Annotated in this window: 15 protein-coding genes; 12 read left to right on the forward strand and 3 right to left on the reverse strand. The window is 66.0% G+C overall.

Annotation, left to right across the window (positions count from 1 at the left end; translation table 11 throughout):
* Positions 1-465 precede the first annotated feature (465 nt).
* The 12 genes from rpmH (at position 466) to DB459_RS05835 (ending at position 10,573) form a co-directional block, all read left to right on the forward strand.
* Positions 466-600 carry a 50S ribosomal protein L34 gene (gene rpmH, locus DB459_RS05780; RefSeq protein WP_006609582.1) on the forward strand — a complete coding sequence of 45 codons (135 nt, stop codon included), beginning with the start codon at positions 466-468 and terminating at the stop codon, positions 598-600.
* Between the two features lie 41 nt (positions 601-641).
* Positions 642-1,025, forward strand: coding sequence for a ribonuclease P protein component (gene rnpA / locus DB459_RS05785; RefSeq protein WP_253711966.1), 384 nt, complete (start codon positions 642-644; stop codon positions 1,023-1,025).
* A 46-nt stretch (positions 1,026-1,071) separates the two neighbouring features.
* Positions 1,072-2,928: a membrane protein insertase YidC gene (yidC, locus tag DB459_RS05790; RefSeq protein ID WP_253711967.1), complete on the forward strand. Its 1,857-nt coding sequence runs from the start codon at positions 1,072-1,074 to the stop codon at positions 2,926-2,928.
* 198 nt (positions 2,929-3,126) lie between these two features.
* Entirely contained in the window at positions 3,127-3,780 is a 654-nt protein-coding gene (yihA, locus tag DB459_RS05795; protein ID WP_253711968.1) for a ribosome biogenesis GTP-binding protein YihA/YsxC, read from the forward strand.
* 288 nt (positions 3,781-4,068) lie between these two features.
* The gene (locus DB459_RS05800; RefSeq protein ID WP_253711969.1) at positions 4,069-4,446 is read left to right on the forward strand and encodes a DUF423 domain-containing protein; all 378 of its coding nucleotides are present in this window, start codon (positions 4,069-4,071) and stop codon (positions 4,444-4,446) included.
* A 39-nt stretch (positions 4,447-4,485) separates the two neighbouring features.
* A complete protein-coding gene (argB, locus tag DB459_RS05805) occupies positions 4,486-5,382 on the forward strand; it encodes an acetylglutamate kinase (protein WP_253711970.1) in 897 nt (298 codons plus the stop codon).
* A 182-nt stretch (positions 5,383-5,564) separates the two neighbouring features.
* The gene (locus tag DB459_RS05810) at positions 5,565-6,572 is read left to right on the forward strand and encodes a DUF1036 domain-containing protein (RefSeq protein ID WP_253711971.1); all 1,008 of its coding nucleotides are present in this window, start codon (positions 5,565-5,567) and stop codon (positions 6,570-6,572) included.
* Positions 6,569-7,285: a pyrimidine 5'-nucleotidase gene (locus DB459_RS05815; RefSeq protein ID WP_253711972.1), complete on the forward strand. Its 717-nt coding sequence runs from the start codon at positions 6,569-6,571 to the stop codon at positions 7,283-7,285. The genes DB459_RS05810 and DB459_RS05815 overlap by 4 nt, the downstream gene beginning before the upstream one ends.
* Positions 7,286-7,384: 99 nt before the next feature.
* On the forward strand, positions 7,385-8,230 hold the full coding sequence (gene dapD / locus DB459_RS05820) for a 2,3,4,5-tetrahydropyridine-2,6-dicarboxylate N-succinyltransferase (RefSeq protein WP_253711973.1): 846 nt from the start codon (positions 7,385-7,387) through the stop codon (positions 8,228-8,230).
* Positions 8,231-8,401: 171 nt separating this feature from the next.
* Complete coding sequence (locus DB459_RS05825; protein WP_253711974.1) at positions 8,402-8,842, forward strand: DUF805 domain-containing protein; 441 nt, start codon at positions 8,402-8,404, stop codon at positions 8,840-8,842.
* On the forward strand, positions 8,842-9,996 hold the full coding sequence (gene dapE, locus DB459_RS05830; RefSeq protein ID WP_253711975.1) for a succinyl-diaminopimelate desuccinylase: 1,155 nt from the start codon (positions 8,842-8,844) through the stop codon (positions 9,994-9,996). Before DB459_RS05825 ends, dapE begins: the two co-directional genes overlap by 1 nt.
* 10 nt (positions 9,997-10,006) lie before the next feature.
* On the forward strand, positions 10,007-10,573 hold the full coding sequence (locus DB459_RS05835; RefSeq protein ID WP_253711976.1) for a 5'-methylthioadenosine nucleosidase: 567 nt from the start codon (positions 10,007-10,009) through the stop codon (positions 10,571-10,573).
* A gap of 97 nt (positions 10,574-10,670) precedes the next feature.
* On the opposite strand, the gene truA is transcribed toward DB459_RS05835, so the two are convergent.
* The 3 genes from truA to def all read right to left on the reverse strand — a co-directional run bounded on the left by truA (position 10,671) and on the right by def (position 13,033).
* Entirely contained in the window at positions 10,671-11,408 is a 738-nt protein-coding gene (gene truA / locus DB459_RS05840; RefSeq protein ID WP_253711977.1) for a tRNA pseudouridine(38-40) synthase TruA, read from the reverse strand.
* A 5-nt stretch (positions 11,409-11,413) separates the two neighbouring features.
* Entirely contained in the window at positions 11,414-12,343 is a 930-nt protein-coding gene (gene fmt / locus DB459_RS05845) for a methionyl-tRNA formyltransferase (RefSeq protein ID WP_253711978.1), read from the reverse strand.
* A 171-nt stretch (positions 12,344-12,514) separates the two neighbouring features.
* Positions 12,515-13,033, reverse strand: a complete 519-nt coding sequence (def, locus tag DB459_RS05850; RefSeq protein ID WP_253711979.1) for a peptide deformylase — start codon at positions 13,031-13,033, stop codon at positions 12,515-12,517.
* Positions 13,034-13,262 lie beyond the last annotated feature (229 nt).

Here is a 13,262-nt window from a genome sequence, read left to right on the forward strand (position 1 = left end):
TTGTCTGGCGTGGTTCATTGTGGCTTGGACGCCTGCCCTCCGGGCCCGAGCCGGCCAAAGCAGAGAGCTGCCATGGAGATGCCGGTTCCAGCCCGCCGCACACTATACACCCGCAGCGGCCGGCGGCTCCTGAAGAAATGGTAAGGTTGGGGGTGCGCGGGGCGGCCCTCTCGTGGCCGGACTCGTCCCAGCCCGGCTTGTTCTTACGGATCGAGAAGCGCGGGCATGACCAATCCAGCGCGCGGCCCCAATTGACGAAACGGGGCCTGTCCCGTATAAGCCGCGCCAACTGTCTCCGGGGTGCGGCTTCGCGCCCGGGCGGGTCATTGTGGGGCCCAAACGGCGCCTTTCTGACCCTTTCGGAGGCATTTTAACCTGAATTTTCACGTCATGCCCGGCTTTCCGCCGGTTCTGGCGATGCCAACGCGGGCGGCTCAAGACCGGCCCGCAAGCGGAGAATGAACCGTGAAACGGACCTATCAACCCTCGAAGCTGGTGCGCAAGCGCCGTCACGGTTTCCGTGCCCGTCTGGCCACCACCGGCGGCCGCAAGGTTCTCGCCGCCCGTCGTGCCCGTGGCCGCAAGCGCCTGAGCGCCTGACACCCTTTCAGTTCCAGCCCGCCATGAACCGGTAAGATCCTATGGACCGGTTGCGGCAGCGGGCCGATTTCCTCGCCGCGGCCAAGGGGCCGCGGGCGCCCTCGGTTGCCTTCGTGGTGCAGAGCCGGACGCGCGACGACGAGGGCTCCCCCCGGATCGGCTTTACCGTCTCGCGCAAGGTCGGCAGCGCCACCGAGCGCAATCGCGTCCGCCGCAGGCTTCGCGAAGCGGTGAAACACGTCGACGGCACTTTGTTGCGACGGGGACGTGATTATGTGCTAGTCGGCCGGCGCGCGGCGCTGAGCCGCGATTTCCAGGCTTTGCTCGACGATCTGCGCGCCGCGCTAAGGCGGCTCGAGCGCCGGCCGGCACCAGAAAACTCCCGCGAGAATTCGTCACCGAATTCCCGACAAGACTCCCGATAACGCGACACCTTCCGCCAACCGATCGAACGGCGAGACCCAAGAGCCGATGACCGACAATCGCAACACCATCATCGCCGTGATCCTGTCCGGGCTCGTGCTGCTCGGCTGGCAGTACTTCTTCAACATTCCGCAGATGGAGAAGCAGCGCGCCGCCCAGCAGGCGCAGCAACAGACCCATCAGGCCACGCCGGGCCAGGGCAGCGCGCCGGCGCAGCCCTCTTCCTCGGCGACGCCCTCCGCCACCCCCTCGACGACCCCGGGTGCGGCGCCGGCCGCCACGACACAGAGCCGCGAGGCGGTCCTGGCCGCGGGTCCACGCATCAAGATCGATACCCCGCAGGTCGCGGGCAGCATCGCGCTCAAGGGCGGCCGCATCGACGACGTCGCGCTGGTGAAGTACCGCGAGACGGTGGACCCGAATTCGCCGGCGGTGGTGCTGTTCTCGCCGTCGGGCACGCCCGATCCCTATTACGCCGAATTCGGCTGGGTGGGCGCCAGCGGCACCACGGCGAAGCTGCCCGATGCCAACACCGTGTGGACGCAGGTCGGCAGCAATGCGCTGACACCCTCGACGCCGGTGACCCTGACCTGGGACAATGGTGGCGGACTGAGCTTCAAGCGCACCATCTCGGTCGACGAGCACTATCTCTTCTCGCTCAAGGACGACGTGACCAACGGCGGCGGCGCGCCGGTCACCCTCTATCCTTACGCGCTGATCTCGCGCCACGGCACGCCCCAAGTCGCGGGCTACTACATCCTGCATGAAGGCCTGATCGGCGTGCTCGGCGACCAGGGCCTGCAGGAGTTCAACTACAAGAAGATCGACGAGGAGAAGAAGAAGGAATTCAAGGTCACCAACGCCTGGCTCGGCATCACCGACAAATACTGGGCGGCGACGCTGCTGCCGCCGACCGACGCCCAGGTCCAGGCGCGCTTCGCGTCCAACGATGTGGGAGGCGTAAAGACCTATCAGACCGACTACCTGATGGACCCGCAGACCATCGCCGCGAACGCCACCGGCACGGCGCAGGCGCGTCTGTTCGCCGGCGCCAAGGAGAGCAAGCTGGTCGACGCCTATGACAAGGCGCTGCATCTCAACCGCTTCGAACTCCTGATCGACTGGGGCTGGTTCTACTTCATCACCAAGCCGATGTTCTGGGTGATCGACTTCCTGTTCCGCCTGGTCGGCAATTTCGGCGTCGCCATCCTGCTCGTCACCGTGCTGGTGAAGGCGATCTTCTTCCCGCTCGCCAACAAATCCTATGCGTCGATGGCGAAGATGAAGGCGCTGCAGCCCAAGCTCGCCGAGCTCAAGGAGCGCTATCCCGACGACAAGATGAAGCAGCAGCAGGAGATGATGGAGCTCTACAAGAAGGAGAAGATCAATCCTCTTGCGGGCTGCCTGCCAATCGCCATCCAGATCCCGGTGTTCTTCTCGCTCTACAAGGTGCTGTTTGTCACCATCGAGATGCGCCACGCGCCGTTCTTCGGCTGGATCAGGGATCTCTCGGCGCCGGACCCGACCAACCTGTTCACCCTGTTCGGGCTGTTCGCCTTCGATCCGACCCAGCTGCCGCTGTTCGGGCATTACCTCCATCTCGGCATCTGGCCCATCATCATGGGCATCACCATGTGGTTCCAGATGAAGCTGAACCCGACGCCGCCGGATCCGACCCAGAAGATGATCTTCGACTGGATGCCGCTGATCTTCACCTTCATGCTGGCCGGCTTCCCGGCAGGCCTCGTGATCTACTGGGCCTGGAACAATACCCTGTCGGTCATCCAGCAGAGCGTGATCATGCGGCGACATGGCGCCGAGTTCCACCTGTTCGACAACATCAAGTCGACCTTCAGCGGCAAGAAGGACAAGTCCGACAGCGCCAAGGCCGGGACCAAGGCCTGACAGGACCTCGGAGCAACGTCGTGCCCCATGCAGCGTCACGGCGCAGTGGATCGCCCGGTCAAGCTGGGCGACGACAACGAAACCCTGGCTGCGAGAGGCCGCCCCTCACATTCTGCTGTCATCGCCCGCCAAAGCGGGCGATGACAGTACTCCGAGCCGTCGACGCAATTGGCGACGCCGAGCTCTTGAAAGCCCCCCATGCCCGCCGCTGACGACGCCGAACTGATCGAAGCCGGACGAAAGGCCTTCGCCGGCGACTGGGGCTTCATCTGGGCCGCGAGTTCGGTCGAGACGCTGCCGCCAATGAAGGGCGTCGAGGTCGCCTTCGCCGGCCGCTCAAATGTCGGCAAATCGAGCCTGATCAACGCGCTCACCAATCGTAACGGCCTGGCGCGCACCTCGCATACTCCGGGGCGCACCCAGGAGCTGATCTTCTTCGAGGGGCCCGCCCATCTCGGCCTCCGCCTCGTCGACATGCCGGGCTACGGCTACGCCGCCGCGGCCAAGAGCAAGGTCGCCGCCTGGACCAGCCTGATCAACGATTTCCTGCTTGGCCGCACCAGCCTCGCGCGGGTCTATGTTCTGATCGACGCCCGCCACGGGCTCAAGGATGTGGACCACGAGATCCTCACTCAGCTCGATCGCAGTGCCGTGAGCTATCAGATCGTGCTGACCAAGACCGACCAGGTGAAGCCGGCTGAGCTTGAGGCGCGCATCGCTGCAATCGGGGATGCGCTCAAGACCCGCCCTGCCGCCTTCCCGGAGGTGCTCGTCACCTCTTCGCGCGACGGCGCCGGCATGGCGCAGTTGCGCGCCGCCATCATTCGCGTCGCGCGCGAGCGCGGCGCGTAAGGCAAATGGGGCGGTCATTCGCTTAACATTCGCTGGAGCGGTGGATCTGACGCTCGTATGACGAATTCGCTGCAATACTGATACGAGCGTCAGATCCACCGCACTAGTGTCCTGTCTCCGAATTACCGCTTCGTTTGCCTCACCCTCGCACGGCAATTCGGAGACATAAGGACACTAGCAAAATCAAAGTGCTAGTGTGGCTTATGTCTCGCAATTGCCTACGAGAGGCTTGCCGCAAAGGCGGTAGGCAATTGCGAGACGCCACACTAGCGCCAGCCCAGAGGACCCATGCCGCTGTTGCCCCGCCTCCTCATCGTAACCGCGGCTCTGATGGGTGCGGCGGGCGTGACGCTCGCGGCCCTGGCGGCCCACGGCGCGGATGCCGGCCGGCTCACCCCGGCCTCGTCCATGCTGCTGATCCACGCGCCCGCCCTGCTCGCGGCACTGCTGCTCGCCGAGCGCGGCCTCGTCGCGGCGACGCTCGGCCGTCTCGCCGCGTTCGCGCTCGGCCTCGGCGCCGTCCTGTTCGCCACCGATCTCACGTTGCGGCATTTCGCCGGCCACGCCGTGTTTCCGATGGCGGCGCCGACCGGGGGCACAGTGATGATTCTCGGCTGGCTCGCGCTCGGCGTGGCCGCGCTGGCAAGGGGCCCGCGGATCGGCTAAACCAGCGCCGCCCGACGCATGAACAGAGAAGATCGCACGATGACGGACGCCGCCAGCATCCCCCCGAGCGAACAGGCCCGGATCCTGTCCGAAGCGCTGCCGCACATGCAGAAATATGACGATGAGACCATCGTCATCAAATACGGCGGTCATGCCATGGGCGAGGAGGAGCTCGCCCGTCAGTTCGCCCGCGACATCGTGCTGCTCGAACAGACTGCGATCAATCCGGTGGTGGTCCATGGAGGCGGCCCGCAGATCGCGGCCATGCTCAAGCGCCTCGGCATCGTCTCGGAATTCGCAGCGGGGCTGCGCATCACCGACGCGCCGACGATCGAGATCGTCGAGATGGTGCTGGCCGGCTCGATCAACAAGCAGATCGTGAGCTACATCAACGAGGCCGGCGGCAAGGCCGTAGGCCTGTGTGGCAAGGACGGCAACATGGTGCTGGCGACGAAGGCCACCCGCACCGTGATGGACCCGGACAGTCAGATCGAGAAGGTCGTCGATCTCGGCTTTGTCGGCGAGCCGGAGAAGGTCGATCTCACGCTGCTCAACCAGCTCATCGGCTATGAATTGATCCCGGTGCTGGCGCCGCTGGCCGCCAGCCGCAGCGGCCAAACCTTCAACGTCAATGCCGATACCTTCGCTGGCGCTGTCGCCGGCGCGCTCAAGGCCAAGCGCCTGCTGCTACTCACCGACGTGCCGGGCGTGCTCGACAAGTCGAAGAAGCTCATCTCGGAGCTGTCGATCAAGGACGCCCGCAAGCTGATCGCCGACGGCACCATTTCCGGCGGCATGATTCCCAAGGTCGAGACCTGCATCTACGCGCTGGAACAGGGCGTCGAGGGCGTCGTCATCATCGACGGCAAGACGCCGCATGCCGTGCTGCTCGAACTCTTCACCGACCACGGCATCGGCACGCTGATTCACAAGTGAGAAGGGCGGAGGGCATCGTTAGCGCTGATGGTGTTGGACCGGCCTGCTCCAAGTTCTGTCGTCATGCCCGGCCTACGCAGTCTGCCTCGCGCAGACTGCGTAGGCTTGTCTGCCTTGCCCGGCACCTACGCCTTCACCGATTCACCTTCAGGTAAGACGAAGATGGCGGGACAAGCCCGACCATGACGAAGAAGAAGGCGCTATTCAGCCGTGGTCTGACCGCCCTCCTCGCCACGCTCGCTTTCGTCACCCCGGTCCACGCCGATCTCAAGCTTTGCAACCGTATGAGCTACGTGATCGAGGCCGCGATCGGCGTCGACGACAAGGGCACCACCGCGACCCGCGGCTGGTTCCGGCTCGATCCCGCGCAGTGCCGCGTGGTGGTGCAGGGCAATCTCAGCGCCGAACGGCTGCTGCTGCACGCGCGGGCGCTGCCGCTTTACGGTGCCTCGCCCGTCCAGAGCAGCCAGGACATGCTGTGCGTAGCCGCCGACAACTTCACCATTGCCGCCGCGCGCGACTGCCGCGCCGGCCAGAGCACTGCGCCCTTCACCGAGATCAAGCCGACCATGACCGAAGACGGCAACCAGGTCGCCTATCTCGCCGAGGACAGCGAATATGACGACGAGCAGGCCCGGTTCGCGGGCATTCAGCGGCTGCTCGTCGTGGCCGGCTACGACGCAGCGCCGATCGACGGCACTGAGGGGCCAAAGACTCGGGGCGCGCTCGCGACTTTTCTCAAGAGCCAGAACCTGCCCACTGACGCCGCAAACGGCTCCGACTTCTTCGCCACCATGATCGCTCGGATCCAGGCGCCTTCGGCCACCGGCCTGACCTGGTGCAACGACACCCGCTATAAGGTGATGGGTGCGATCGCCACCGACGACGGCAAGGCGGTGACGAGCCGCGGCTGGTATCGCATCGAGCCGGGCAAATGCCTGCATCCGGACATCACCGGTGCGCCGAAACGCGTCTTCAGCTATGGCGAGGCGCTCGACGACAGTGGCCGGGCGGTGCGCGTCAAGGACAAGCCGCTGACCTGGGGCGGCAGCACCATGCTCTGCACCCGCGAGAGCAAGTTCGAAATCGCCGACCAGGGCGAGTGCTCCGCGCGCGGTCTCAACGCCACCGGCTTTGCCCTGGTCGACGGCGCCGCCGGCCGCACCTTACGCTTCGGAACGCCGCAATGACCGCCTTGAGCCGTACTCCCCGTGCTTTCGCCGCGGTCGACACCTGGGTCTTCGACCTCGACAACACGCTCTATCCGCATCACGTCAATCTCTGGCAGCAGGTCGACGCCCGGATCCGCGACTTCGTCGCCAATCATCTCCAGGTGTCGCCGGAGGAAGCCTTCCGCATCCAGAAGGACTATTACCGCCGCTACGGCACCACGATGCGCGGCATGATGACCGAGCACGGCGTCGTTGCCGACGATTTCCTCGCCTATGTCCACGAGATCGACCATTCGCCACTGCAGCCCAATCCGGAGATGGGCGCGGCGATCGCCCGCCTCCCCGGCCGCAAGCTGATCCTGACCAACGGCTCGCGCGACCACGCCGCCAGCGTGCTGGCGCGGCTCGGCATTGGTCATCACTTCGAGGCGGTATTCGACATCATCGCCGCCGACCTCGAACCCAAACCGGCCGAAGCGACCTATGCCCGCTTCCTCAAGCTCCACGGCGTCGATCCGGCCCGCGCCGCGATGTTCGAGGACCTCGCCCGCAACCTCGTGGTACCGCACCGCCTCGGCATGACCACGGTGCTGGTGACCCCGGACGGCACCACCGAAGTGGTGCGCGAGGACTGGGAGCTGGAGGGTCGCGACGCCGCTCACGTCGACCATGTTACCGACAACCTCACCGGCTTTCTGACCCGCCTCGCCGAGGACCTGCGGCCGGCTTGACTTGACCGCGGCAAATCCCGACAAAAGCCGGCTGCAACCAGCCTCCGCGCCCGCGGTCGACCGCCCCAAATCGCCATACGGATCAACAAGGAGACCGCGATGTCCCTCTCCGCCCTCGAAACCACCATCAATGCCGCCTTCGAGGCCCGCGACAGCGTCAATGCCTCCTCCAAGGGCGAGGTGCGCGACGCCGTGGAAGCCGCCCTCGATCTGCTCGACAAGGGCGAGGCGCGGGTTGCCGAGCGCACGGCCGACGGCGCGTGGCAGGTCAACCAATGGCTGAAGAAGGCGGTGCTGCTGTCGTTCCGCCTCAACGACATGAGCCCGATCCCGGGCGGCCCGGGCGGCGCGACCTGGTGGGACAAGGTACCGTCGAAATTCGCCGGCTGGGGCGAGAACCGCTTCCGCGCCGCGGGCTTCCGCGCCGTGCCCGGCGCCATCGTCCGCCGCTCGGCCTTCATCGCCAGGAACGTCGTCCTGATGCCGTCGTTCGTCAATCTCGGCGCCTATGTCGACGAGGCCACCATGGTCGACACCTGGTCGACGGTCGGCTCCTGCGCCCAGATCGGCAAGAATGTGCACATTTCCGGCGGCGTCGGCATCGGCGGCGTGCTCGAGCCGCTGCAGGCCGGCCCGGTGATCATCGAGGACGACTGCTTCATCGGCGCCCGTTCGGAAGTGGCGGAAGGCGTCATCGTCCGCCGCGGCGCGGTGCTCTCCATGGGAGTCTTCCTCGGCGCCTCCACCAAGATCGTCGACCGCGAGACCGGCGAGGTCTTCATCGGCGAGGTGCCGGCCTATTCGGTCGTGGTGCCCGGCAGCCTGCCCGGCAAGCCGCTCAAGAACGGCTCGCCGGGGCCCTCGCTCGCCTGCGCGGTCATCGTCAAGCGCGTCGACGAGAAGACCCGGTCGAAGACCAGCATCAACGACCTGTTGCGGGATTGAGCGTCGCCGCTGCCGAAGCATACCAGGTCGGGCTGTGTCGCCCGAGACACACCCGCCCTGGGACCGACTGTGGCCGGCGAGACAGCGAGATTGTAACATCGTCATGGCCGGGCTTGCTCCGGCCATCCGCGTCGTTGCAGCAAGAACAGGAGACGTTTCGTGGATTGGCAGATGTTCCTATTCAGCACCGACGGCCGGATCAACCGCGGCAAGTACTGGCTCGCCGCCGTGCTCTATGTGGTGGTGAGCTTCGTCGCGGTGCTGCTCGGCCTTTTCATCGTCACCGGCGCCGGCTCGGACGCCGCTGCGGTGGTGCTCTATGTCGGCGGCGGGTTGTTGTTCCTGTCGATCTATTTTTCCGGCATCACGGTCGCGATCAAGCGCCTGCATGACCGCGACAAGACCGGCTGGTGGTGCGTGGTTTTCCTGGTGCTGCCCGGCCTGTTGCAGGGGGCCAGCACCGGCATCGTCTCGGAGATGACCGGCCTTGTGCTGACGCTGATCGCCGGACTGCTCGGCATCTGGGGCTTCGTCGAACTCGGCTGTCTGCGCGGCACCATGGGGCCGAACCGCTTCGGCCCCGATCCGCTCGCCGTGGAAGGAGCCGCCTGATGGCCGACCCCGTCGCCATTGCCCGCGAATTGTTGCGCTGCCCCTCGGTGACCCCGGCGGAAGCCGGCGTGCTCTCCGTGATGGAGAAGATGCTATCGCAGGCCGGCTTCACCGTGCACCGCGTCACCTTCTCCGAACCCGGCTGGCCGGACGTGGAGAATCTCTATGCGCGCATCGGCAGCGAGGGGCCGCATCTGACTTTCGCCGGCCATACCGACGTGGTGCCGGCCGGCGACGAGACCGCCTGGCGCCACGGCGCTTTCTCCGGCGACGTCGCCGATGGCGAACTGTTCGGCCGCGGCGCCGTCGACATGAAAGGCGCCATCGCCTGCGCCATCGCCGCCGCGCTCGATCATCTTCAGGTCAGCGGCGGCACGCCGAAGGGCTCGATCTCTTTCCTGATCACCGGCGATGAGGAAGGCCCCGCGGTCAACGGCACGGTCAAGCTGCTGGAATGGCTCGCCGCCCGCGGCGAGAAGATCGATCATTGCGTGCTCGGCGAGCCGAGCAATGTCGAGATGCTGGGCGACACCATCAAAGTCGGCCGCCGCGGCTCGCTGTCCGGCACCCTCACCGTCGACGGCAAACAGGGCCACGTCGCCTACCCGCATCGCGCCGCCAATCCGGTGCCGGATATCGCGCGCCTGATCAACGCGCTGATTTCCGAGCCGCTCGACCACGGCAGCGCCCAGTTCCAGGCGTCCAACCTCGAATTCGTCTCGGTCGATGTCGGCAATCCGGCCTGGAACGTGATCCCAGGCGAGGCCCGGGCGCGCTTCAACATCCGCTACAACGACTGCCACACCGAAGCGTCTCTGAAGGAGCTGGTGGAGGGGCGCGTGCGCGAGGCCTGCGGCAACCGCATCAAGGCGCATATCGCCTGGGAGCCGTCGAATGCCGGCGTCTTCGTCGCCAAACCTGGACCGTTCACCGACATGGTGGTCAATGCGATCGAGGAAATCACCGGCCGCCGCCCGGAGCTGTCGACCTCAGGCGGCACCTCGGACGCTCGCTTCATCACCAGATATTGCGAGGTGCTGGAATTCGGCCTGGTCGGCCAGACCATGCACCAGGTCGACGAGCGCGCGCCGCTCACCGACATCGAACGCCTGACCGGGATCTATCGCCGCGTCCTCGACCGCTACTTCGCGTGAGACATTGCCCATGACCCAGGTTCTCGTCCTCACCGCGCTGCAGAGCGAATTGCAAGCCGAGCGGGCGCCGGACGGCGTTGCCGTCCGCTATTGCGGCGTCGGCAAGATCAACACCGCGATCGCCACCACACTGGCGCTCAATGAACTGAAGCCGCGGCTCGTCGTCAATTACGGCACCTGCGGCAAGATCAGTGACGGGCTCACCGGCCTGCTCGAGGTCGCCCATGTGGTCCAGCGCGACATGATGGCGATGCCGCTGGCGCCACGCGGCGTGACGCCGCTGATGTCGGACGAAGCTGTGCTGGCCTCCGGCTTTGGCGGGGTGATCTGCGGCACCGGCGACAGTTTCGTCACCGCCGCCGACCCGTGGCTGATCGAGAACAAGGTCGATGTCGTCGACATGGAATTGTTCGCCGTCGCCCATGCCTGCGCCCGCTTCGGCGTGCCGTGGCGCGCATTCAAATTCATTACCGACGACGCCAACGACGTCGCCCACGAGCACTGGACGGCCAATGTCGCCAATGGCGAGGACCTGTTCTGGGACCTGCTGCGCAGCGAGATTTTGAAGGCGGGCTGACAACGTCCGGCCAGGTTCCAGGCGCCGATCATTCACTCTGCTGGCCATGCCCGGCTTTGGGCTACAAGCACCGGGCATGGCGAGTGCGATTGCCGCTCTAATAATCCACCCGCACCAGATAGAGCCCTTCCGGCGGCGCGACGACGCCGCAGGCGGCGCGGCTGCGCGCAGCCAGCGCGGCGGACAGGTCATCGGCGCTCCAGCGGCCCTCGCCCACCCACACCAGCGAGCCGACCATGGAGCGCACCTGGCTGTGCAGGAAGGAGCGCGCCGACGTCGTCACGGTGATCTCGTCGCCATGCCGCGCAACATCGAGGACATCGAGGGTCTTCTCCGGCGAGCGCGCCTGGCATTCGGTGTCGCGGAAGGTTGTGAAGTCGTGCCTGCCGACGAGGCGCTGGGCGGCGGCATGCATCGCCCCAGCATCGAGCCGCCGGGCCACACGCCAGGCATGGCCGAGATCAAGGGCGAGGTCGGCGCGGCGGTTGACGATGCGGTAGCGGTAATGGCGCTTCACCGCCGAGAAGCGGGCGTCGAAATCGTCCGCAACCGGTTCGGCGGCGAGCACCGCGATCGGCTGCGGCCGCAGATGGGCGTTGAAGGCGTCGCGGACGCGGTCGGCACGGTAGGGCTTGGGCAGATCGACATGGGCGACCTGACCGAGAGCGTGGACGCCGGCATCGGTGCGGCCGGCACCGTTGACCCTCACGGCCTCGCCGCACAGCGCCCTGGCTGCGATCTCGAGCGCGCCCTGGATTGAAGGGCCGTTCTCCTGCACCTGCCAACCGCAGAACGGCCGGCCGTCATATTCGATCGTAAGCTTGTAGCGCGGCATATAATTCAGCTGAGCCGCAGCGGCGGCGCGAGCCGGGTGCCGCGCAGGAAGACCTCGGCGGCCATCGGCTGCTTGCCGGCGCGCTGCAGTCCGAGGATGCGGACGGCACCGGAACCGCAGGCGACCGTGAGGCGGTCGTCGAGCAGCGCGCCCGGTTCGCCCGCGCCCTCGGCAAATTCACAGCGCAGGATCTTCAGCCGCACCGTCTCGCCCTCGATCACCGCCTCGCACCAGGCGCCGGGAAATGGCGAGAGGCCATGGCAATGACGCAGCACCTCGCGCGCCGGCCGCGTCCAGTCGATCTTCGCTTCCGCCTTGTCGATCTTGGCGGCGTAGGTGACGCCGTCGTCACCCTGCGGCCTGAGCTGCAGCGTGCCGCGCTCCAGCGCGCCCATGGCGCGGCCCATCAGGTCGGCGCCAAGCCGGGCGAGGCGGTCGTGCAAGTCGCTCGCGGTCATGCCATCGGTGATCGCGATGCGCTCGGCCATGGCGACATCGCCGGTGTCGAGACCGACATCCATCTTCATCACCATGACGCCGCTCTCGGCATCGCCGGCCATGATGGCGCGATTGATCGGCGCTGCGCCGCGCCAGCGTGGCAACAGCGAGGCGTGGAGGTTGAAGCAGCCGAGCGGCACTGCTTCGAGAATGGGCAGGGGCAGGATCAGGCCGTAGGCCACCACGACGGCGGCGTCAGCGCCGTGGGCACGAAACTGGGCCTCCGCCTCGCCGTTGCGCAGGCTCTTCGGCGTCAGCACCTCGATGCCGAGGCGCTGCGCCTCGCGATGAACGGGGGTGACCTGTTCCTTCATGCCGCGGCCGGCGGGTTTCGGCGCCCGTGTATAGACGGCGACGATGTCGTGCGCCTGGGCCAGTTCGAGCAGGGTCGGCACCGCGAAATCGGGCGTGCCCATGAAGATCAGACGCAGCGCCATCGCGGGCCGGCTCCTTAAGGACTGGCTCAAGAAGCCGCCGGCAAGATCGGCCGCTTCTCAGGTCGTCATGCCCGCGCTTGTCGCAGGCATCCACGCCTTTGCAGGAACAAGCCTCGCCATGACATGAAAATTCTCAGCTCAACAACAATCCAGGTGGACGAGAATGGGCCATCAGACCACCGCGCGCTTGGCGGCCTTGGTGAACTTCTTCATCACCCGGTCGCGCTTGAGCTTCGAGAGATAATCAACGAACAGCACGCCGTTCAGGTGGTCGATCTCATGCTGGATGCAGGTGGCGTAGAGACCGATCGCCTCGTCCTCGCGCAGCTTGCCGTCGATGTCGAGATAGCGCACCCGCACGCTCGCCGGCCGCTCGACCTCCTCGTAATATTCAGGGATCGACAGGCAGCCTTCCTCGTAGACGCTCGTCTCCTCGGATGACCAGGTGATCTCCGGATTGATGAAGACGCGCGGCTCCTTCTGCTCGCCCTCCTTCTTGGAGATGTCCATGGTGATCAGCCGCACCGGCTGGGCGACCTGGATCGCCGCCAGCCCGATGCCGGGCGCGTCGTACATGGTCTCGAGCATGTCGTCGGCGAGCTTGCGCACCTCCGCCGTGACCGTTTCGATCGGGCTGGAGATCAGGCGAAGCTGCCTGTCAGGGAGAATAATGATGTCGCGAATGGCCATTGGCGCGATGTAATGCGCGAGGGCAGTCCGGTCAATCAGCCGGGGGGCAGCGGCTCAACAACTATCGTCATGGCCGGGCTCGTCCCGGCCATCTACGTCTTTTCTTATCCGATGCCGACAAGACGTGGATGCCCGGCCAAGGCCGGCATGACGAACGACGCCAAGCCCCGCCCTCACCCGCCGCGACCCGAATTTACCTCCCGTAAACCACGTTTCTTCAGGCTCTGTT

This window comes from Bradyrhizobium sp. WD16 (genome assembly GCF_024181725.1).
Lineage (GTDB): Bacteria > Pseudomonadota > Alphaproteobacteria > Rhizobiales > Xanthobacteraceae > Bradyrhizobium_A.